The organism is Paenibacillus sp. FSL H8-0104 (genome assembly GCF_038050215.1).
In the GTDB taxonomy this organism is placed as follows: Bacteria; Bacillota; Bacilli; order Paenibacillales; family Paenibacillaceae; genus Paenibacillus; species Paenibacillus amylolyticus.
Genome location: NZ_JBBOTC010000001.1, coordinates 6,301,733 through 6,323,976 on the forward strand (window position 1 = coordinate 6,301,733; position 22,244 = coordinate 6,323,976).

At 46.3% G+C, this 22,244-nt stretch carries 22 protein-coding genes, 1 pseudogene and 1 riboswitch; of the genes and pseudogenes, 2 read left to right on the top strand and 21 right to left on the bottom strand.

Features of this window, described 5'->3' with window-relative positions; translation table 11 throughout:
* Positions 1-243: 243 nt before the first annotated feature.
* The 13 genes from glyA to NST38_RS27810 all read right to left on the bottom strand — a co-directional run bounded on the left by glyA (position 244) and on the right by NST38_RS27810 (position 14,197).
* Positions 244-1,494, bottom strand: coding sequence for a serine hydroxymethyltransferase (glyA, locus tag NST38_RS27750; protein ID WP_076254015.1), 1,251 nt, complete (start codon positions 1,492-1,494; stop codon positions 244-246).
* A gap of 216 nt (positions 1,495-1,710) precedes the next feature.
* Positions 1,711-2,304, bottom strand: coding sequence for a TIGR01440 family protein (locus NST38_RS27755; RefSeq protein ID WP_076254013.1), 594 nt, complete (start codon positions 2,302-2,304; stop codon positions 1,711-1,713).
* Between the two features lie 141 nt (positions 2,305-2,445).
* A riboswitch (ZMP/ZTP riboswitch) is annotated at positions 2,446-2,527 on the bottom strand.
* Between the two features lie 96 nt (positions 2,528-2,623).
* Complete coding sequence (locus tag NST38_RS27760; RefSeq protein ID WP_036612575.1) at positions 2,624-3,196, bottom strand: low molecular weight protein arginine phosphatase; 573 nt, start codon at positions 3,194-3,196, stop codon at positions 2,624-2,626.
* A gap of 58 nt (positions 3,197-3,254) precedes the next feature.
* Positions 3,255-3,815, bottom strand: coding sequence for a manganese efflux pump MntP (locus tag NST38_RS27765; RefSeq protein ID WP_036667772.1), 561 nt, complete (start codon positions 3,813-3,815; stop codon positions 3,255-3,257).
* Positions 3,816-3,991: 176 nt separating this feature from the next.
* Positions 3,992-5,164: an L-threonylcarbamoyladenylate synthase gene (locus NST38_RS27770; RefSeq protein ID WP_256720188.1), complete on the bottom strand. Its 1,173-nt coding sequence runs from the start codon at positions 5,162-5,164 to the stop codon at positions 3,992-3,994.
* A gap of 247 nt (positions 5,165-5,411) precedes the next feature.
* The gene (spoIIR, locus tag NST38_RS27775) at positions 5,412-6,071 is read right to left on the bottom strand and encodes a stage II sporulation protein R (RefSeq protein WP_076254010.1); all 660 of its coding nucleotides are present in this window, start codon (positions 6,069-6,071) and stop codon (positions 5,412-5,414) included.
* Between the two features lie 924 nt (positions 6,072-6,995).
* On the bottom strand, positions 6,996-8,216 hold the full coding sequence (locus tag NST38_RS27780; protein WP_036667775.1) for an FtsW/RodA/SpoVE family cell cycle protein: 1,221 nt from the start codon (positions 8,214-8,216) through the stop codon (positions 6,996-6,998).
* Between the two features lie 270 nt (positions 8,217-8,486).
* On the bottom strand, positions 8,487-9,707 hold the full coding sequence (locus NST38_RS27785) for an FtsW/RodA/SpoVE family cell cycle protein (protein ID WP_076254008.1): 1,221 nt from the start codon (positions 9,705-9,707) through the stop codon (positions 8,487-8,489).
* A gap of 85 nt (positions 9,708-9,792) precedes the next feature.
* Positions 9,793-10,677: a peptide chain release factor N(5)-glutamine methyltransferase gene (gene prmC / locus NST38_RS27790; RefSeq protein ID WP_083685084.1), complete on the bottom strand. Its 885-nt coding sequence runs from the start codon at positions 10,675-10,677 to the stop codon at positions 9,793-9,795.
* A 24-nt stretch (positions 10,678-10,701) separates the two neighbouring features.
* The gene (prfA, locus tag NST38_RS27795; protein WP_017691918.1) at positions 10,702-11,769 is read right to left on the bottom strand and encodes a peptide chain release factor 1; all 1,068 of its coding nucleotides are present in this window, start codon (positions 11,767-11,769) and stop codon (positions 10,702-10,704) included.
* A 663-nt stretch (positions 11,770-12,432) separates the two neighbouring features.
* A complete protein-coding gene (ychF, locus tag NST38_RS27800; RefSeq protein ID WP_017691917.1) occupies positions 12,433-13,533 on the bottom strand; it encodes a redox-regulated ATPase YchF in 1,101 nt (366 codons plus the stop codon).
* A gap of 192 nt (positions 13,534-13,725) precedes the next feature.
* Positions 13,726-13,998, bottom strand: coding sequence for a GNAT family N-acetyltransferase (locus tag NST38_RS27805; protein ID WP_257467789.1), 273 nt, complete (start codon positions 13,996-13,998; stop codon positions 13,726-13,728).
* Positions 13,967-14,197 carry a hypothetical protein gene (locus NST38_RS27810; RefSeq protein WP_257467788.1) on the bottom strand — a complete coding sequence of 77 codons (231 nt, stop codon included), beginning with the start codon at positions 14,195-14,197 and terminating at the stop codon, positions 13,967-13,969. The genes NST38_RS27805 and NST38_RS27810 overlap by 32 nt, the downstream gene beginning before the upstream one ends.
* A 209-nt stretch (positions 14,198-14,406) precedes the next feature.
* Here NST38_RS27810 and NST38_RS27815 point away from each other — a divergent pair, with 209 nt between their 5' ends.
* Positions 14,407-14,841: a hypothetical protein gene (locus NST38_RS27815; protein WP_076254981.1), complete on the top strand. Its 435-nt coding sequence runs from the start codon at positions 14,407-14,409 to the stop codon at positions 14,839-14,841.
* A gap of 202 nt (positions 14,842-15,043) precedes the next feature.
* On the opposite strand, the gene NST38_RS27820 is transcribed toward NST38_RS27815, so the two are convergent.
* From NST38_RS27820 to NST38_RS27855, 8 genes and pseudogenes are all read right to left on the bottom strand, one after another.
* A complete protein-coding gene (locus NST38_RS27820) occupies positions 15,044-16,258 on the bottom strand; it encodes an S-layer homology domain-containing protein (protein ID WP_341344226.1) in 1,215 nt (404 codons plus the stop codon).
* A gap of 200 nt (positions 16,259-16,458) precedes the next feature.
* Positions 16,459-16,788: a hypothetical protein gene (locus NST38_RS27825; RefSeq protein WP_341344227.1), complete on the bottom strand. Its 330-nt coding sequence runs from the start codon at positions 16,786-16,788 to the stop codon at positions 16,459-16,461.
* A gap of 35 nt (positions 16,789-16,823) precedes the next feature.
* Positions 16,824-17,678: an S-layer homology domain-containing protein gene (locus NST38_RS27830; protein ID WP_341344228.1), complete on the bottom strand. Its 855-nt coding sequence runs from the start codon at positions 17,676-17,678 to the stop codon at positions 16,824-16,826.
* A gap of 807 nt (positions 17,679-18,485) precedes the next feature.
* Positions 18,486-18,635 (bottom strand): annotated as a pseudogene (locus tag NST38_RS27835) (type 2 isopentenyl-diphosphate Delta-isomerase); the annotation flags it as partial.
* A 45-nt stretch (positions 18,636-18,680) separates the two neighbouring features.
* Positions 18,681-19,151, bottom strand: coding sequence for a GNAT family N-acetyltransferase (locus tag NST38_RS27840; protein ID WP_341344229.1), 471 nt, complete (start codon positions 19,149-19,151; stop codon positions 18,681-18,683).
* Positions 19,152-19,397: 246 nt separating this feature from the next.
* Positions 19,398-19,568: an aspartyl-phosphate phosphatase Spo0E family protein gene (locus NST38_RS27845; protein WP_101313549.1), complete on the bottom strand. Its 171-nt coding sequence runs from the start codon at positions 19,566-19,568 to the stop codon at positions 19,398-19,400.
* Between the two features lie 593 nt (positions 19,569-20,161).
* Complete coding sequence (locus NST38_RS27850) at positions 20,162-21,214, bottom strand: transcriptional regulator (RefSeq protein ID WP_256720166.1); 1,053 nt, start codon at positions 21,212-21,214, stop codon at positions 20,162-20,164.
* A gap of 173 nt (positions 21,215-21,387) precedes the next feature.
* Positions 21,388-21,744 (bottom strand): hypothetical protein, encoded by a 357-nt coding sequence (locus NST38_RS27855; protein ID WP_076253621.1) that lies wholly within the window; start codon positions 21,742-21,744, stop codon positions 21,388-21,390.
* 242 nt (positions 21,745-21,986) lie between these two features.
* Here NST38_RS27855 and NST38_RS27860 point away from each other — a divergent pair, with 242 nt between their 5' ends.
* On the top strand, positions 21,987-22,223 hold the full coding sequence (locus tag NST38_RS27860) for a helix-turn-helix domain-containing protein (RefSeq protein ID WP_076253622.1): 237 nt from the start codon (positions 21,987-21,989) through the stop codon (positions 22,221-22,223).
* The last annotated feature ends 21 nt before the right edge of the window (positions 22,224-22,244 follow it).

Below are 22,244 nucleotides of genomic sequence, written 5' to 3' on the forward strand. Positions count from 1 at the left end.
TCCTGTTTTGCTCCTGCTGTTATGTCGTTAAGAAAATGAAAATGATGAATACAATGGCACTCCGCCTACAGAATGATCCTTCGATCGCTGTTATCCCCAGATTTTTTTTATTCTCCTTTTAACAAGGGAAAAATCCGGGGATAAAGGCGAACGCTTCGCTTCTGCGGTCTCATTCTGTCTGCTTCGTTTTTTTGTATCCCATTTTAAGAACATCTCAAATACAAACAGCATGAGCAAAGTTTTTTAGTATTTAAGATCTGTATAGAGCGGGAATTGGTCTGTCAGTGCAGTCACTTCTGCACGGGCTTCATCCAGCTTCGTTGTATCTTTTGGATTTTTCAGCGTTTTGGCAATGATCTTACCAATAGCAACCATCGCTTCTTCGTTCATGCCACGGGAAGTTGCAGCAGGTGTACCAATTCGAATACCACTTGTTACAAACGGGCTTGTAGGGTCGAATGGAATTGCATTTTTGTTCACGGTAATACCGATGGAATCAAGCACATGCTCAGCTTCCTTACCTGTGATGTTCACACTGCGTGTGTCGATCAGCATCAAGTGGTTATCTGTACCACCGGATACGATGTTCAATCCTTCAGCGATCAGTGTTTCAGCCAGAACCTGTGCGTTTTTCACGACATTCTGTGCATATGTTTTGAACGAAGGTTGCAAAGCTTCTCCGAATGCTACCGCTTTGGAAGCGATCACGTGCATCAGAGGTCCACCTTGGGAACCTGGGAATACGGCTTTATCAATCGCTGCTGCCCACGCTTTGCGGCACAGAATCATACCACCACGAGGTCCACGCAGCGTTTTGTGTGTTGTTGTTGTAACGAAATGCGCATGTGGAACCGGGTTTGGATGCAAACCAGCAGCAACCAATCCTGCAATGTGAGCCATGTCCACCATGAACAAAGCGCCTACATCATTGGCGATGGAAGCTAGCTTTTCAAAATCAATGGTACGCGGATATGCACTTGCACCTGCAACGATCAGACGAGGACGGTGTTTGAAAGCCGCTTTGCGTACTTCATCATAATCAATCAGGAATGTATCTTCCTGTACGCCGTATGCCACAAAGTTGTACAGCAAACCAGATGCGTTAACCGGGCTACCGTGTGTGAGGTGTCCACCATGGGCAAGGTTCATACCAAGTACAGTATCACCAGGTTTCAACGCTGCAAGATAAACTGCCATGTTCGCTTGTGCACCGGAGTGAGGTTGAACATTCACGTGTTCTGCTCCGAACAATTCTTTTGCACGATCACGCGCGATGTCTTCAACGATGTCCACATGCTCACAACCGCCATAGTAACGTTTACCTGGATATCCTTCAGCGTACTTGTTGGTCAGAACAGATCCCATTGCTTCGATTACTGCTTCACTTACGATGTTCTCGGATGCGATCAGTTCGATGTTGTTCTGTTGACGTTTCAGTTCAAGATTCATCGCTTCCAGTACTGCCGGGTCATTCTTGCGCAATTGTTCCATGATTAAATTCCTCCCAGTTATAAGTGAAGTTATAAAGTGAAACTAATGTTTACACGAAAACGGCGAGTGCAACACCAATCTGAAGAAACTAAGTGGTCGCCTTTATCACCGGATTTCCCCTTTTAAATAGGGAATTAAAAAATCTGGGGATAACAGCGATCGGAAGATGGTGATGCAATCAAAGTCAGGAGTGTAACCCAATTAGTCTCGCTTTATATGTTAGTCACAAAATGTCGAATCTGGTTGTTCTTCCATACGATACACCGCGCGTTCGCCGCCAATCAACTTCGGACGGGTCAACGCTGTGGTTACACGAGCATCTCCAACATAGCGAAGCGCTGTACGATAGGGTACGGCTACATGCCGGAGATGCATCCCAATCATCGTCTCCCCAATGTCCAGTCCCGCATGGGCCTGCACATGTTCAGCCAGGCATGGATCGGTCAGCGAACGATATGCTGCGGATGCCATTGAACCTCCGGCCTTGGGCACGGGTACTGCACCAACCTCGGTCAATCCAAGTCGAGTAAGCACAGAACGTTCCATTACCAGCGCACGGTTCAGATGCTCACAACATTGGAATACCGTGTCAAAACCGAACTCTTCCTGCACCTCGCGTATACCCGCAAGAAGCTGCTGCGCCACTTCAATGGCACCACTCGTACCAATCCGAGCGCCTGCGACTTCACTTGTGCTTGTACCGATCACAACGATCTGTCCAGGCCCAAGCTGTCCGGCAAGCGCCAGTTCATGCAGAATAGACGCGGTCTGTTCCTGCAATCCGGGTTGTTCCGAATCTAACTCTATAGTCATCCTATTATCGCCTCCCGATAAAATCATGCCCGCTGTCTCTTGGTTGTCCTTCGTATTCTTGCACGGCATCTCAGGTACTATTATAGCGAATAATCAGATGAAAGACGAAAAAAAGAGCAGTCTGCGGGTAACGCAGAATTGCTCTTTTGCCCAGGCGACCGGCCGTTTGTTCCGGTGCTCCATCGTGGTTATGCCCACTTCGTCGCCAGTTACACCGGATCCCTGTTTTCCCCTTCATCATAAAACAACCCGCGGCTAAAATCAACGGTTAATTTACATCACGTGTCCTATTTCTATAACCTGCCTCGCAGGATCAGAATTATCCCAGCTTATCCAAAAGCCGGTCCAATGCCGTCCGAATCTCAGCTGCAGCTATATTGTAATCATCACGACTTCCTCCAAACGGATCGGAGATGTCGAAACTTGGAATTCGTTGTCTAATCTCAATGGCTCGCTCACGCTCCGATGCCAGGATCTCTTGGCCAAGGGCACGTTTCATCTCAAGCGTTGCAAACAGGCTGTCCAACTCCTGAACATCACTTAATACCTGTTCATCATCCTCCACATATTCTTTCAATGTATAGGTTTTGTGGACTGAATCGGGAAAAACCTGCATGACATGCTGCTTATGACTCCGTGTTAATGTAAGAACCAGATCGGCCCAACCTACCAGGTTAGAGCTAAGCTGTGTGGAATGAGGTGGACCTTCAACGTTATGATCTCTCAAAACCGCTTCAGCGTGTCGGGAGATCGGCATACCCGACGTTGCTGCCACACCTGCGGAGCGAACCTCTACCTGAATGCCACGCTCCGATGCCAGTTTTCTCAAAAGCCCCTCTGCCATGGGGCTGCGGCACGTATTTCCTGTACATACGAATAAAATATGTTTCATTGTGTTAGCCTCCCCATTTTACATATGATGCGAATGATATGATATCTCAAGTTTTATTCTAAAATATAAACAAAAGTCCAAACGCAAGCAAGATTGCGCCACCAATGGCTTCGCCGTAATCCCCGAGATTCTGGCTCACCCGACGGCCTAATAGCAGACCCATAACCGACATCACCCCGCCACACACACCGAAAGCAAGTACAGTTAAGATCAGATCACTGCTAAACATCCCTAAGGATACGCCAACGGAGAATGAATCCACACTTACGCTGAGGGAGAACAAAACAACGCCGAGCAGGGAACGGTGGTCCACCAGCTTTGTATCGCCTTCACGGAATGCATTCAGAATCATATGAGCACCCAGCAAAACAAGCAATCCACCTGCCGCATACGTCGTAATGTCACCGAGCAGGGAGCTGACGTATTTGCCCATATACATGCCGATGAGCGGCATGATGATATGAAATAGCGCCGTTACAATACTGATTCGCAATACATCCCGCAGCCGAATGCCCTTCATGCCAATTCCGATCCCGAGTGAGAACGCATCGAGGCCAAGCGCAATAGCCATGATCAAAATGGTTACCAACTGCCCTACATGGACAGACACATCCCACATCCCCATACCCCCAAGTCACGTAAAGGTTCTTGTACACGATATGCGGACAAGGACCTAAACATGACCGATGAAAGGCAAACGGCGACGGATCTCTGGTCAGATGCTGGCTTTATAGAATCTTGATTTTGTTTTGGAAAAAGTTTGAGTAGCTCTCCTGACTGTATGATCAGGAGAGGTTATAAGAGGCGCTGGTTGCCAACTTGTATGAGTTGGTTCCCCGCAGCCTTGAGCAGCCGATTCATGACGGCTGCTCCCAGCCCTTCGCGTGAGCAGGCTTCAGCCACAATATATGTGGCGCCTTGCTCATCGCAGCTGCGCAGCGCGGCGTATAGCCGGCGCGCTGCTTCTTCCAGCTCGCTGGCGTCGCCCAGCGAGAACACGGCATCGGCGCGGTACTGCTCCGCGTGCTCGGCGAACGCCAGCACAGCGGTGCGCTCTCCGCGCTGCGCCGCCTCTGCGAGGGCGGCGCTGATCCAGGCCGCCACCGCTGCGGGCGGCCCCTCCACCACGCACAGCGCCCCTGCGGGTGCGTAGTGCGTGTACTTCATGCCCGGCGAGCGCGGCGCCGGGCTGCCCACGCCATCGGCCCCCTCCGCGAGTAGCGCGGGGTCCGTGGCGACACGGGCGGCAACGGCGGACAGTTGTTCCGCCGTAATGCCGCCAGGGCGCAGGATGGTGACGGTACCGTCGTCACCGACCTGCACAACCGTGGACTCGACGCCCACCCCGGTGGGGCCGCCGTCCACAATGCCGCCGATGCGGCCATCCAGATCCTCGCGTACATGAGACGCGAGTGTCGGGCTTGGCCGCCCGGAGCGGTTGGCGCTTGGCGCAGCCACAGGGCATGCCGCCGCGGCGATCAACTGCAAGGCCACCGGGTGGTCCGGCATGCGCACGGCCACCGTGTCCAGACCGGCGGTGACACGCGGGGACACCGCCCCCGGCCTAACCGGCAGCACCAGCGTCAGCGGTCCCGGCCAGAAGGTCGCCATCAGCGCTTCCGCCGTTTCGTTCACTTCCGTGACCAGCGTATCCAACTGGTCACGGTGCGCGATATGCACAATCAGTGGATTGTCGGAAGGTCGGCCTTTAGCGACAAATACAGCCTCCACGGCTGCTGTGCTACGCGCATCAGCACCCAAGCCATAGACCGTCTCGGTCGGAAAGGCCACCGTCTGACCGAGACGAATGCAGGCTGCGGCAGCCTGCAAGTCGGCGAGCGCCTGTTGATCGGCGCTCCCCTTTTTCACATCCAATAATTCAATATTACCCAATCCGTGATCGTTCTCAGCGCTCACCAAGACGCGTACATCCCACATCTCAGTGACCAGCTCTCCCGGAGCTTTCATATCACGTTCTTCTCTACCATCCCTCATCTCAGAGGTGTGTTGCACTGGTTCGTTTTCTCTGCTCATATATCATCATTCCTAAACTTCAAGTAGGTTAGTTCATATCCATATTCAATATAAGCAATTATAACATACCTGTCCCAACTCGGATGCCCTTCAAACTTCGCCCGGAAATTCACCACTAATTCATATCAAAAGGGCAGCTTCCTGAATCGAAGTCGCCCTCTACTATTTTATAAATACGTTGTTATGCGAACAATCCAGTTACCCAACTCCACAGTTTCACAGCCATATCCCACAGAAAGAATCTCGCTTCCGGTGTGTCTCCCTGCACAGATGCTTCTGCATCTCCTGGTTCAGCCGCTGCGGCTGATACCGTTGAAGGTTTCGCCAGTGCATCCCCGGTCCCTGCATCAATGAAACACAACGGCGGGAACAACACACACCACCAGTTCTGACCTTTTCCTTCGCCCAGCGTAATCCGAACCGCTTCATAATCTCCGGCAGGATACACAGTGCCACCATATAGTTTGGTCGGGAACGGAACGGAACCCAACTCCACCTGATACTCATAATTTAAACCGCGACTGGCCAACTCTTCTCCTACTCTATTCTCAATCTCGGACAAATGCTCACGAATCACCTTGCGCGCTTCATCCAGACTTTGCGGATTCTCCAGTTCGGCTACCCACTCGCCCATCTGAGCAACGACAGCATCCCGAATCTCGCGTTTCACCAATTGATCTCCCGGTGCATCCGAGTTTGCTAGAATACGCAAGCGAATCGATTGTTCTGGAATTGCTGTGGCCGCCACAGCTGCATCCGTTTTCTGACCTTCCCACATCATGATAATCATCATAAGACATACAATAATAAGTCCAATTTGCTTTACAATTCTTCTGCTCATTCCGTTCTCCCCCTCGGCTCTCTGATCACGTTGCCTGCAACTCTCTCATGTCTATCAGTATGCCCGGTAGAGACGGAAGTAAACCTAGCATTTGCAATAAATCTACTAGAAGTTGTTCAAAAAGTCCGCTTTGATTACGAAGAATGCCCAGCTGCATCATCAACGTCGAATATGAAATTCAGCCGAAATAAGCGGGAGCCTTACGGAGTATGTTTACCAAAGAACCATTTTGATTGCTCACGTAGTTTATCCTACGCTCCACTACTCCATTTCTAGCCTCATCCCATCTTCTCGGTACTGAAAACCCAACTTTTTGAACACGTACTACTAGAATGTGTGGTTAAACCCAGGCAAGTTATACGATGACAAAATGTCAGCGTCCAAAAAGCCTTGAAGACTGTACTGGCTGACCCTAGGCGAATGACTCTCGCGAGTGACCAGTCGATGTTCTAAAGAACCGAGGACTTCTTATTTGCCCTTCAGGCATTCTTTTGAAATTGTAAGGAACATGAGGCACGTTATTCCCCAAAGTTATCTGATCAACACGCTACAGAAGGCTGTTTATACTGATATAACGTGTCTCAGATTCCTTAGTTTTCTCCAGACACTTCAAATCCCCGAATAAGACGTGTGTGGTTCGTTAGCTCCTAACACCACCTAACTCTTAACTCCTAACAGCTGGCACCTGAAGCTCCACACAATGCTCAACACTCTATTTCCAACTCTTTCAGGTTCGCCTCAGCCTACAGCAGGCTCGAAGACACCTATGCATTGCTTCTTTCATCTCTCATTCACACTTTCTCACCCATCATGTTAAAAAGGCTTATCCGCACCTGGTTACAGGGCAAATCAACCTCTTCATTCCTATAAACGATCACGTTATACGTCCCACCGCTTTACCTTTCACCTACACCGACTCAACAGTTACACAGCACTTTTTTCTTTCTTGAGCATATTCCATAAACGTTCCGACAACCGGGGTTGCTGCTCTCCCATCAGAAGTTCATCCTCCTCTTCTTGCCCGTACAACTTAATGCTCATGACTACACCGATGCAAGCCATATTTATAAGCAAAGAGGTGCCGCCGTAACTGATGAACGGTAACGTAATACCTGTGAGTGGCATCAGTCCGAGGAACGCCCCCACGTTCTCAAACACCTGATACAACAACATTCCGATAATACCTACAATGATGACGGGTCCCGCGCGATCTCTACATGCCAGAGCAATCAGCACCATGCGGTGGATCAGGATAAAGTACAACAGAATCAGTACGGATGCACCAACAAACCCAAACTCCTCTGCGATCACAACAAAAATGGAATCAGAATACGTATAGGGGACTCGTCCACTCTGAACGGATGTTCCTTGCAAATAACCTTTGCCGATGATGCCCCCAGAACCGATGGCTAAACCTGCATTTTTCGTATGCCAGGAAGCCTTTGAGGTAGCCTTTTCCGGTACAAGCCAGGGATCAATCCGCTCCGCCCAATGCTCACGTTTTATCTTTTCAAGAAAAGTGAAAACTTCACCATGGTAGAAGGTATAGGCTTTGACAAAACCAAAGAACGCCACTCCCACAATCGCCAGTGCAATCAATGCGTGCTTCAGCCTCATATTTCCGATCCAGAATACCGCAGCCAAAATCACCACATACCCCAGCGCATTCCCCAAATCATTCTGAGCCATAACAAGGGCAAACGGAATAAACGCCCAACAGCCAATCGGCACAATATCTCTCCAAAATTTCAGCGTGCCTCGTTGTCTCTTCACGATCAAATGGGCGAGAAACAGAATCAGAATCATCTTGAACAGCTCTGCCGGTTGAAAAGAAAAGTTCTCGCCCAGCTTCAGCCAACCGTTGGCGTTATTGATTGAACTTCCCAGGACATTGGCCAGGATCAGTAGTATGATCCCCAAGCCATACAAATAAAACGCATATTTCACGTATAACTTGTAATTCACAAGCCCGATCACAAGCACCGCAATGAACCCGGCCACATAGAAATACATCGTTTTGACATGATGATTCGCCAAGTTGGCATCTGTCTGCGTTCCGCTATAAATCGCAAATACACTAATAATCATGAGCAACAGCATTACAAAAAGAATCACACCGTCCATCTTTTTCAACATTCTCAACATGACTCTGTCCATCCCCCTGAAATCTAGCATTCTATGATTTCCAATTGAACTCAATATTACCATTGTATATAATTGGATAATAAAATGGAAATCAGGGTCGTTTCAGGTTAAAAAACGAACTATTCAACGGCCTGAATTACGCCGTAAAAACAATAAAAACCCCAAAACATCCACCCAATGTAACTTGGGTTGGTCTGTTCCAGGGTTCTATAGTTATCTAGCTTATATACATAAATCTGACGTGCTATTTCACGGTTTGACTCAGAAACGTTATTGCTCCTGCTGGGATGGCTTGCGTCTTAGCAATTTCCTCACCAGATCCGTAATACTCGGTTGTTCCGCAGAGCCAAGAATATCCTCATTCTCTTCCGTATGGACCTTAATACTCATTACAAGACCCATGCTAATCATGTTGATCATAATGGAGGTACCACCCGAACTGATAAACGGCAGCGTAATTCCTGTCAACGGCATCAGACCAATGAATGGACCAATATTAACAAAGATCTGGTAAAGCAGCATCGCTATGATCCCAACAATGAGATAAGGCCCCGCGCGATCCTTACACTCCAGTGCAATCAGCACCAGCCTGTGAATCAGGATAAAGTACAGGAGAAGCAGTACCGAGGCACCGATGAAACCAAATTCTTCCCCAATCTGCACAAAGATGGAGTCAGCATAGGCCAGCGGCACCCGATTCGACTGAATCGTTGTGCCTTCCATATAACCTTTGCCTGTAATCCCACCAGAACCAATCGCAAGCTTTGCATTATACGTCTGCCAGAGTACATCTCTTGAGGTCAGCTCTGGTACAAGCCAAGGGTCAAAACGATCCGCCCAGTGCGAACGTCCAATGTCATTCAGGAATTTAACAATCTCATCATGATAATGAATATACGCCTGTGTACCACCGATAAAAGCAGCCACTGCGATCATAAAGCCAATGAGGGCATGCGTAAATTTAATGTTACCAATCCACAGTAGGCCCACAAGAATGACTACATAGCTTAATGCATTTCCCAAGTCATTTTGAAGCAATACGAGTAGTAACGGCGGCAGAACACAGAGCGAAATCGGAATAACGTCACGTCCAAAATAGAGCGGACGGTTCTTCTTTCGGGCCAAAAAGGCCGATAAAAACACAATCAGGCATAACTTGAACAATTCAGCAGGCTGCAAACTGACCCCGAAGATGGACAGCCAACCTTTTGCACCATAATACTCCTTACCAAAGAACATAACGAATATGAGCAGGAGCATCCCCACGCCATAGATATATAAATAATTTTTGATTATGAATTTATAGTTGATCATCGACATCCCAAAAAAGACTACGAAGCCCAAAATATAAAAGATCACTGCGCTTTTCGGGAGTCCCTCCAGCTTTGGACGACCAAACGTTGTACTGTAAATCGATAAAATACTGATACCCATCAGAATAACGAGTATAAAGACAATAGAATAGTCTATTTTTTTAAATTTGTGCAGCATGTAATTATGTTCCCCCAAGCATTCAGAAATCTTCGGTATATCTCATTGTAGAGGATTTCACGGCAAAAAGAAAACCCGCAGAACCTTACATTTTCGTCACCTGTTCCGAAGTACGAACACCCAGGACATGCCGCTCGATTCCGGCAAGGTCCGGTACAATGATAATTTCCGGCCAATGTCCCGCCGTTTCAAGCAAAGCTGCAATGTCGCGAGCCTGCCCTTGGCCCAGCTCAAAACCAATGATCTGCGGCGGCGCAGGCAACAGCGCCAACTGCTCCAGCATGATACGGTACGGTGCAAGCCCGTCCGGACCGCCGTCCAATGCCATGCGCGGCTCATGATCGCGCACCTCTTGCTGCAACCCGGCGATATCCGCCGCCGGGATGTATGGCGGGTTGGACACCAGGATGTCCACCCGTGCCCCGGCGAACGGGGCCAGCAAATCGCCTTCACGGAAGTCGATCTGTACCCCGTTCGCGGCCGCGTTCCGCGCGGCCACTTGCAGGGCAGCCGCCGAGAGATCCCCGGCGCCGACCTGCAAGCGCGGGCGCAGTGAAGCCATCGTCACCGCGATGGCACCACTGCCCGTGCCGATATCGACGGCGAGCGGAGCGCCGTCGGGAAACACGCGGTCGGCTTCGCGCAGCACAGCCTCGACCAACAGCTCGGTCTCCGGCCGCGGAATCAGCACGGCCGGCGTGACCTCGAACGGCAGCCCATAGAATTCCTGGCTGCCGATAATGTATTGCGCCGGCTCACCCGTAGCCTTGCGCGTGACGGCGTCCTCCCAGCGGCTGCGATGCTCGCTGGGAAAAGGCTCCGGCTGCATCATGTAGTACGCGGCGCCATAAACGCCGAGTACATGTTCCAGCAGCAGCCGGGCATTGTTTTGCGGCTCGTACACGCCGCACTTCTCCAAAAAAGAGGAAGCCTCCACGAAGGCTTCCCGACAGCTCTGTTCCGGCGTCATGACAAACTGCGCGCGGGTCACAGATTATTCTCCTCTATCCATCAACTCGGTCTGCTGAGCAATCGTCAGTGCAGACAAGATATCTTCAATCTCCCCGTTCATGATCTGATCCAGCTTGTGCATCGTCAGACCGATACGGTGATCCGTCACACGGCTTTGCGGGAAGTTGTACGTACGAATACGCTCACTACGGTCGCCCGTTCCCACTTTGCTCTTCCGCTCAACAGAGATCTTCGCTTCCTCTTCCATACGTTTCATATCGAAGATACGTGTACGCAGAACCTGCAACGCTTTTTCCTTGTTGGAGTTCTGTGATTTTCCATCCTGACATGTCGCCACAATTCCCGTTGGAACGTGCGTTACCCGTACTGCGGATTTCGTGGTATTAACCGATTGTCCACCGGCACCACTGGAACAGAACGTATCAACACGGATGTCTTTGTCATGAATTTCGATATCAAAATCTTCGGCTTCAGGCATGACCGCAACCGTTGAAGTTGACGTATGAATACGTCCGCCGGATTCAGTTGTTGGAATACGCTGCACACGGTGTGCGCCGCTTTCGTATTTCATTTTGCTGTAAGCGCCACGTCCGTTGATCAGGAAAACAACCTCTTTGAATCCACCGAGATCATTTGTGTTAACGTCCATCAGCTCTACACGCCAGCCTTGTGCATCTGCATAACGTGTGTACATCCGATACAGATCTGCTGCAAACAACGCTGCCTCATCTCCACCAGCTGCTCCGCGAATCTCAACAATAACGTTTTTGTCGTCATTCGGATCTTTTGGCAGCATAAGCACACGAATCAATTCGTCCAGTTCCTTCTGGCGAGTGCTTAGTTCGTCAATTTCCATTTTGACCATTTCACGCATCTCATCATCCAGTTTCTCACCCTGCATTTCCTTTGCAGCTTCGAGATCCTGACTTACCTGTTTGTATTCATTGTACGCTTCATAAGTCGGTTGCAGATCAGATTGTTCTTTGGAATATTCCCGCAACTTTTTGTTGTCACTTGCCACATCCGGGTCACACAAAAGCTCACTCAACTTGTCATAACGGTCGGCTAACGCCTGTAATTTATCCAACATGTATAGTCACCTCACACATTATTTTGTCCATGCAAATATCGTTTTTAATAATTATTTCGGTTTCATTATTCATAACATCTATAATCTATATTCCACAACGCACAGGATTCTCACCGAATCCCCTGACCGCAGCATGTATTCACATTCCTGTATGATCGACGTATAACATCGCTACAACGTCATCAAATCCTTTACTTTTAAAGTGAAATCAAGAAATCGCGTACCCTGTATGAAACACGCTTAAGCTCATCTGTTACAGCGCGAATTTTAACGTGGTATACGACTCTTAATTATAGCATATTCTTATGGTTCTGAATAGTAACTGTTCCGCAGGCGGATGAACTAATTTTTGTGCTGCAAAATACAAAATTCGATGTTGTTCCGATATGTTCCTACGGTGCTATAATACAAGTAGTATAGCAGGTGTAAAATAAACAAAAGCCACGATGCGCTAACATCGTGACTTCTCTAACAAAGGCCGGTGGGCGACCACGGCGAATTTCAATCAAATGAATGAAGAACCACCGGATTGCAAGGCGACCAACCTAATCCCGGTGGTTTTTCTTGTTCCTCATCTGTAAAACTCTAAGTCAAAGACCCCACGAACTTCACGAGAAGGTCGCAGGGTCATGTTATTGAATCTACATATAAAGGTGTAACAACTTATACGTTGAAACGGAAGTGCATAACGTCGCCGTCATTTACAACGTATTCTTTACCTTCAAGACGAAGTTGTCCACGCTCTTTGGCACCGTTCATGGAACCCGCTGCAACCAGATCGTCGTAGGAAACAACTTCTGCACGGATGAATCCACGTTCGAAGTCGGTGTGAATGACTCCCGCTGCGCCAGGCGCTTTGGTACCTTTGCGGATTGTCCACGCACGAACTTCCTGTACACCTGCTGTGAAGTATGTGTACAGACCGAGCAATTTATAAGCCGCTTTGATCAACAGGTTCAGACCGGAATCCTCGATACCGAGTTCTTCCAGGAACATTTGTTTATCTTCGCCTTCCAGCTCAGAAATCTCTTCTTCAACCTTCGCACTGATCGGCACAACTTCTGCGTTTTCAGCAGCTGCGAATTCTCTTACTTTTTGCACATAAGCATTGTTCGCCACGTCGCCGATTTCGTCCTCAGCTACATTGGCTGCGTACAGAACAGGCTTCAGGGTGAGCAAGTGCAGATCGCGCACGATCAGAAGCTCGTCATCCGTAAGTTCCATGCTGCGTGCCGGCTTGTCATCGTACAGGACAGCCTTCACTCTCTCCAATACTTCTACTTCTTGAGAGGCAGTCTTGTTGCCGCCCTTCATGTTTTTCTTGGAGCGATCGATTTTCTTCTCAACACTCTCGATATCGGCCAGGATCAGCTCCAGATTGATTGTCTGGATGTCGCTTACCGGGTCAATTTTGCCATCGACGTGTGTAATGTTCTCATCTACAAAGCAACGTACCACGTGTACAATCGCGTCTACTTCACGGATGTGGGCAAGGAACTTGTTACCAAGACCTTCGCCTTTGCTCGCACCGCGAACAAGACCAGCGATATCTACAAACTCAAACGCCGTTGGTACTGTTTTCTTAGGTACAACGAGTTCTGTCAGTTTGTCCAGACGCTCATCTGGCACTTCAACGATCCCCACGTTAGGGTCAATTGTACAGAACGGATAGTTTGCCGATTCGGCACCTGCTTGTGTAATTGCATTAAACAATGTAGATTTACCAACGTTAGGCAGACCCACGATTCCAGCTTTCAAAGCCATGTATATGACAACTCCTCATTGATTACTTGTTCGGTATGGATAATCCTATACATTATATATGACAAACCTCAAGGCATCAAGGAACTTCGCCAATTCGACCAGAGTCCCATACGCTTCCCGAAATCCCCGGTTACTGCGGATAATTCGTTTTGCGCAGATCTTAAGTTTGGACTAGATTATCCGCTTTTTGGTTTACCCTTTGATTTCCTTGTACATCGTCAGATCCGTCACCTCATATCCCATCTTGCGATACAGGCTGCTCGCCCGCACATTATGTCCAAACACATGCAAACCAATGCGATCCACGCCAAGACTCAAGGCCGTCTGTTCAAGCGCCTGCATTGTCTCTGTTCCGTATCCCTTACCACGGTGTGCTTCTTCAACCACAATATCCAGCAAAAAAGCATCTTTCCCGCGACGATTATCCGTGATATTAAACCAGATATACCCCACATTTCCGTCCACAGGATGCATCAGTATTGTAGAGATACGCTCCCGGTGTGTTCAAGCCTTCTGGCAGATAACGTTCATAAGATTCTTCCGCCAGTTGCTGCGCCTCTTCCTCAGCCCAGGTACCCGCTTCTACTTTTTCTTCTGCAAAATCCTTAATCGATCGAATGCGAAAACTCGCATAACCTTCCTGATTCATTGGAGATAGTTCCATGTTGTTTTCCTCCTCAATTGAGTGTTCTATGTATGATCTCCGTGCAAACTTTTTTTGCACTACTAGTATCTTATTGTATCCTGTTCTCCCGCTTAGCGCATGAAGTTATTCTGACGATTCGAGCTTCAATTTCATATTTACCCATTTTATTTATAACTTTTGATCTCTTCCCATCGTTTATACCTCATGAAGGAAGGGAGTGGATCATATTGAACACACGTCGCCGATTCTCCAAAAAGAAAATGATTATCTTGTCTGCTATCATACTCGGAATCGCCATCGTCGCTTTTATGAGCTTTCTGAATGCAATGGATCCCTTTCGCCACTTAAGGATCACGATCCATAATCAGTCCGACTATGACCTCACCCATATTCAGGCTAGCCTAGTCCAAGGCGACAACTCGTTAAACAACAATGAGAGTCGCTCCACCTACGTATTCGATAAGGATATTCCCAGCGGAGCAAACGTGAAATTCGCCCCACGGCTGAAACTTTCCGGGGAGGGAGCCGTCTCCTTAGCGTTTACGGACAGTCGCGGAAAGCCCTATAACAAAACGGTTTGCGGTTATACGGAATACTTATCAGGCAATTCCTACGTTACTGTAACCAATGAGAATGTCACCGTGAAAGATGAATGTATGTGATATCGATACTCGCTCCGTTTAAGCAGTAAAACATTATTATGTGAACATGGGCACACATAATAAAAACTTAGATGCCAATTTTTAAGCTTTTCCCTGAAGAACTATCTCAATAACGGCTACACTATAAATTGAACCCAGCAAACTGCTCGATAGGAGCAGTTTGCTGAGCCCGACAAACAATAAACGTCGTCGGTTTTTTTCATTATTGGATACCTTTGAGACGGAGCGGAATGCTTTCACTGAACAGAGACCCACCTGCTGGCGTTTGAAGTCTAATTACCAAATCGCTTTGTTGTACAGTACCTGTTTTTGGAATAATTACGGCAGGAGTGTCAAATAAGCTATTACGAAAAACGTAGGAGGTTGTATTCAGAACACCTTTGGCATGAGCATTGGCATCAGCACTATTAAATCCATCAACCCGGAATTGAAGATTTTTTGAAGGGTTATATTTTTTTGTATCCTTGTTGAACACCGTACCACCACTGAAATACAGGACGTAACTGTTCTTCTGATCTTTGACCATTAGGTTCCTTACATCAGGCTTGTTGTTAAACCATTTGAGCGTATTCATTGGCGCAATCAACCCAAGGTTCGGATCGTTAGGATCAGCAAGATCAATCGCGATAAGAGCCTCCAGCTTACCTTGATACAGTCCATCTTTCGATGTGATCGTCATAAGCTTTTCGTTCCACATTTCTTCGACAGACGATTTACCAGCTTGTTTCCAATCAGATTCTGGAGTAACCCACATTTCAGGCATCACAGTGAAGATGTTCGTACCATGCCATGCGATTTCAGCATTACCAATCGCATATTTATCGAAGTCAAGGGAAGCGCCAGTATTCTTGGAAAGAATACGTTCGATTACAACAATTGCCTGCGCACGCGTGGTCAGTCCTTTCGGAGCGATCTGCCCTATACCAACGCCTTTAATGAGACCCGCTTTCGTAGCAAGGTACATCCATTTGTCATCTTCCTTTGTTGTTTCACCGATCGCACGAGCTGCAACGCGAGCCATTTCTTCCCGTGTCATCACTTTCGTCCAACCCACTTCGCTATCGTTAAAATCGGTAGATACGTAAAGGTCTGCTTTGCTTGCAGCGTCAACGTACTCGGTATACCATTTACCGTTTGCTGGCGTGATTTCAAGTCCCCTAGCCGAGACGACCATCTTCACGAATTCCGCACGTGTGACGCTGGCGTCTGGTTTAAATGTACCGTTCATGTATCCATCGACATAGCCTTTGGAAACGCCCTTAGTAATGGCGCTGGCGCCCCAATGGGTGGATTCAACGTCAGAAAATTGAGTCGTTGCTGTTGCGGCTTGCACGTTAGCTGACGTGATACCCATCGTACCTGCCATAAGTACTGCTGCCAGTGCGATTCCTGCGATTTTGGTGAAATATTTTTTCACGGGACTCTCTCCTTTTGATTAGACGCTCTTGATTTCGGAAAATAACCCTCTATATTTTTATAGTAACAGGAGTTTAGCGGTTAAATGCTACTTGCGAAAGCAAGTGGATTTTTTTCTAAAACTTCCTATAACGGCAAAAAGCACCCAGTATACTGCTTGTTAAGAGCAATATAATGAGTCCAACAAATTTTAAGCCTCGGCTACTGAATACCCCGTAGTCGAATAATTACGCTATCACTTGCAAGTGAACCGCTAGTTGGAGTTTCGAGCCTCACAACAAGATCATCACCTTGCTGAATAGTTCCAGATTTTGGAATAATAATAGCAGGAAGATCAAACCACTTGTTTTGATAAACAAAAGCGCTCCCGTTAAGGGTACGTTTATAGTAAAACGCATCAAGATCCGGGCTGTTAAAACCACCGACACGAAAAGTTAGCCGTTTTCGATCCAGATATTTATTTGGTGCTTTGTTATAAACTTGACCACCTTTGAAATACAGAATGTAGCTATTTTTTTGGTCTTTAACCATCAAATCAGTAATGGTCTGCCTGTTATTTGACCATTTCAATTGATTGATATTGGGTAGTAGGAATCGATTGGGATCGTTCGGATCAGCAAGGTCAATAGCAACAAGAGCGTCCAGCTTGCCTTGCCACAGTCCATCCTTCGATGTAGCGTCATTTTACTTTCGTTCCACATTTCCTCGACTGAAGCCTTGCCAGCACGTTTTACATCAGATTCAGGTGTGACCCACATTTCAGGCATCACAGTGAAGATGTTCGTACCATGCCATGCGATTTCAGCACTACCAACCGCATACTTATCGACGTCAAGGGAAGCGCCAGTATTCTTGGAAAGAATACGTTCGATTACAACAATTGCCTGCGCACGCGTGGTCAGTCCTTTCGGAGCGATCTGCCCTATACCAACGCCTTTAATGAGACCCGCTTTCGTAGCAAGGTACATCCATTTGTCATCTTCCTTTGTTGTTTCACCGATCGCACGAGCTGCAACGCGAGCCATTTCTTCCCGTGTCATCACTTTCGTCCAAGCCACTTCGCTATCGTTAAAATCGGTAGATACGTAAAGGTCTGCTTTGCTTGCAGCGTCAACGTACTCGGTAAACCATTTACCGTTTGCTGGCGTGATTTCAAGTCCCATAGCCGAGACGACCATCTTCACGAATTCCGCACGTGTGACGCTGGCGTCTGGTTTAAATGTACCGTTCATGTATCCATCGACATAGCCTTTGGAAACGCCCTTGGTAATGGCGCTGGCGCCCCAATGGGTGGATTCAACGTCAGAAAATTGAGTCGTTGCTGTTGCGGCTTGCACGTTAGCTGACGTGATACCCATCGTACCTGCCATAAGTACTGCTGCCAGTGCGATTCCTGCGAATTTGATAACCTGTTTTTTCACAAACTCTCTCCTTTTTTATAGGCTCTCTCCGATTTGGGAAGAACACCACTCTATATTCATTATCGTCACCATGGGCCGTGGATTAAAATTTCAGAAAAATTCCATTGTGTATTCGTTTTCTTGGAACGCCCCCCTCATATCAGGGAACACTTGTGCAACTCTTCGTAAGTTTGAGTGAATTGCTTAAATATATTTAATCGCTTCTCTCGATGAACTATTAAATATATTGGGTTTAACAGGTGGTATGGTCGAGCACAAATCTATTCTTCTGGAATGCCTTGTTCCCGTAATACAGTTAACTGCCGATCTTTATTATGCTCTTTTGTGGATACCTTGGCATATCCGTATTCTCTAGTGATTGTTTGCATGATTAAAACTCCTGTATGTATGTTGCGGCCACATTTGTCATGAAGCAGGGCGTCGCGTGAGGTCTTATAGTTATTATAAATGCTCACAATAACTGTAAGACTTCTAGGTAATATAAAAACAGACTTTTTCTTCGTTCGTAAAGATATACCTTCACAGACGTCTACCGAAGTTTTAGATACAAAAAAGCCACTTGCTTTCGCGAGTAGTATTCTAAAGCACTCCATACGGAGTGCGACAGCGAAAATACATGTAATAAAGTCCAAAATTCATTACGTATCGCCAATAATTATAGCAACATATGCGTCAAAAGATATCCTTCACCAAATACCGCTGTTGCCAAAAGGGCACGAAAACGATGTTTTCGACAAAATCCGAGGTGCGAATCTCCCAGGGAAATCATGTGAGCTTGGGGTTCACACCTTCATTTTAACCTCCCGCCTAATGCCGCTCCACCAGACGTGACGTCTGTTTCAAATCCTCAATCCGACCGGCGCCAATGCCAAACATCACGGTACGCAGCTCAAATTCGACCTGTTCCAACCGCTCATTCAGCGCATCATCATCTGATGCGACCGCGGATTCGATCAGAGGTCAGCCAAAACCAGCCAGTGGCTTAGATTATCCGCCATCAGATTAACCTTTTATTTCCTTATACATCGTCAGATCCGTTACCTCATATCCCATCTTGCGATACAGGATGCTCGCCCGCACATTATGTCCAAACACATGCAAACCAATGCGATCCACGCCAAGACTCAAGGCCGTCTGTTCAAGCGCCTGCATCGTCTCTGTTCCGTATCCCTTACCACGGTGCGCTTCTTCAACCACAATATCCAGCAAAAAAGCATCCTTCCCGCGGCGATTATCCGTGACATTAAACCAGATATACCCCACATTGCCGTCCACAGGATGCACCAGATTGTAGAGATACGCTCCGGGTGTGTTCAAGCCTTCTGGCAGATAACGTTCATAAGACTCCTCCGCCAGTTGCTGCGCCTCTTCCTCAGCCCAGGTACCCGCTTCTACTTTTTCTTCTGCAAAATCCTTAATCGATCGAATGCGAAAACTCGCAAAATCTTCCTGATTCATTAGAGAAAGTTCCAACTTATTCCTCTCCTTATTTCGAGTGATCTTCATTATGTAAGATCTCTGTGCAGTCCTATTTGCACTACTAGTATCTTATTGTATCCTGTTCTCCCACTTAGCGCATGAAGTTATTCTGACGATTTAAATTTGAGAATGTCACCGTGAATCAAGAATGTATGTAATAACGATATTTCGCTCTGTGGACTTATGTTAAAATATAGGGGCGAGCGACCCGCCAAAGTTTCTCGCCCAAAGTCGATTGAATTATTCAATCGGCTTTTTTATTTTAACCTGATTGTATTGATTAATTAGATCATCCAGGACCATAGATTGCTGTATAACATGAGGATGAAGCAGATTTCCATAGTCCATCTTGAGTTGATAGAGCTTTTGTCTCGCTGCTTCGATCTGCAACTTGAGCTCACCACAATCCATATTCACCCCTCCCTGTTGTAACATTCTAGTCCATTCTGCTAATTAGTAGGAAATCAGGCGAACTCCAACACGAAAAAGCTCCCTTCAACGTAGACAATTCACCATTCTACTTGAGGGAGCAGCTCATATTCAAAAAGCGTATTTTCAGAAATGCTGGTTAACTTCCTGTGCCGTGGCCATTAGTTGTCACGATTACTGGACGGTCTTTTTCAACGGGGATGGGTTGAGTAGTAGGAAAAACAACGCCTACTGTGATACTGCATGTAACTATCAATATTGCCAATTTCATCTTCATTCGTCATCAAACCTCCCGAATCATTTTTTTGTATCGTAGTTTAGCTTCTTCGATTGCACAATACCGAAATTCTTCAAATATTTTTATACACTCTAGAATACTATCTTTATTCTTAATTTTATTTGCAAAATCCAAACCGTTAAGAATCAACTGAAATCCTCTGTTATAATCTTGATGTTTTAAATAATATGTACCTAGGCCCACAAGCAAAGTACCATATTGATCATTCGTATATTGCTCGCTGATTTTTCCAATACGACTGCTTTGGTCCTGATACATGAAATAAGATTGATACTTTTCAAGAATTGAAGAAATGTTTCATATCATACCGATTCGCTGCATTTACAATCGCACATAAAGCAGGAAAGATCTCATTTTCTCTCTCCGAGATATAGTTCATATAACTTTGGATAACCTCTGTTTTACCTGACATTAGTTCATATAGATATCGATTGCCTTCTGCCCATTCCTCGAACTGACGAATAACAACGGTTTCCTCTTCGCTCGGATCATTTATCCAACTATAATCGGTGTACAACGAAACATACTGAAGTGCTTCTCCATATTCTTCATAATAAAAACAAGCCTCTCCAAGCATCAAATAAGCGTATAAAACATAGAATATAATTTGCTTTTTAGGGTTATCTTCCGCTACATTTACTTTTTTCTTCAATTCATAATGGATCATTGCTTTTAACTTTAACTGATCAGCAAGGCTCCTCACCTTATCCCATCGGCGCAATGAAGCATACACATTCATCAGATCGTTCAGTCCATCCAGCTGGTAAGGCTCGTCTAGCCGATCTACAAAAAACTCGAACTGGGTAGCAAGTGCAAGATTACTCATCTGATCCTTGGAAAGCCCGATTGTGAACAAACGATACTGACTTAGAGCCAACCGTTCAGAATGTTGCATTTTCTCACCCTCGGCTACACATACATACAAGGGCATGGCCGCTTCTAACTTCCCTTCACGATATAACTGTTCAGCCAACTCGAACAAAAGCGGTGCATAGGAAAGATTATCCATAATTAGATTAACAGCTTCTTCCATATAATCGACCTTACCGAGTTCGGCACAACGATATAAAAAAGGCCCCAGTCTTCGCCAATCCGGGCTTGTATGTACAAAACACTCATGTATGTATAATTCATAGAAGTAACCCTCTGTTAAACCCATCCCGGCAGTTAGTCGATCCAACTGCTGCATGCCAATGGTACGTAGCCCGTTCAGCGTACCACTCAACGTCCCTGAGTTGATTCCCGATATCTCAGAGAATTGATTGAGTGTCATATGGTTCGTTTTTAAGTAGTCTGCTAAATGATCACGTATTGTGGCTACTGAGTTCAAAGGTACACCACCTTTCCAAGCAAAATTAAGCAATGGTCAATTAAATAATACTATATTTTTGAATTTAATATCAATATTTTACTTGTAAATAATTTACTTTTATTATAAAGATATTTATCTGCTTTGCTTAAAATGTTGCAAAAAATAGCCTGGAAGAGGGCTGGAGAGCCTTGTCATAGTATGCAATCAAGCATCAAATTCATATCCACACGGTCGGGAGTCCACAATAAGACATCCGTGAGAAATGTCATCGCATCCATACCACTCAATCTGTCCACGATTGACTCTAGCATCTCTCTTGCATTTCCTGTGATATGCTCAGTCAGGACTAACCCTCCAGTATCTCCATCAATATATAAATGATCTATATGTGTAACTCTCTGTACATGCCGAAGCCATAACGTACCTTCATCTACATAAATGATATAGCGCTCATTCATGACATAACCTTGGTAAATATACATTTCTCGATCTTGGTCAAAGGTGTCGAGGATTAACAAAGCACGTTCAAAATGGTTTGAGATTTTCATGACACTATTGCCCTCCCTTAAAAAGAATGAGACTCATTATTCATAATCATTATGAGAAATAACCATTAGGTAAATTTAAAACATTATTGATTTTGATTTTAAACCACAAACAATTTAACGCCAAAAGTTTAACGTCTATTGATAATATACCCAAACTTTATAACGTTTAACGATAAACGTCAAGTGATTATTTTAAAACATTTAACGTTAGGTTATCATTAAAGTGAAAGGTGGAATTGGCTATGTCTATAAAAATAAGATTGGGCGACACTTTAGATGCAGCCAGCGTCACTAAAAATGCACTGGCTAGAGAAGCAAAAGTTAGACCGAACCTTATCTATGATTTGTGCGAAGGAAAAACGAAAAGGCTTGATTTAGATACCTTGAATAATATCGTGAACACTCTACGGGCACTGACAGGAAATGACTACACTCTTAACGATGTGTTAGAGTACATACCGGATGATCACAAGGGATAAAAAAACAAACTGGACAAACAT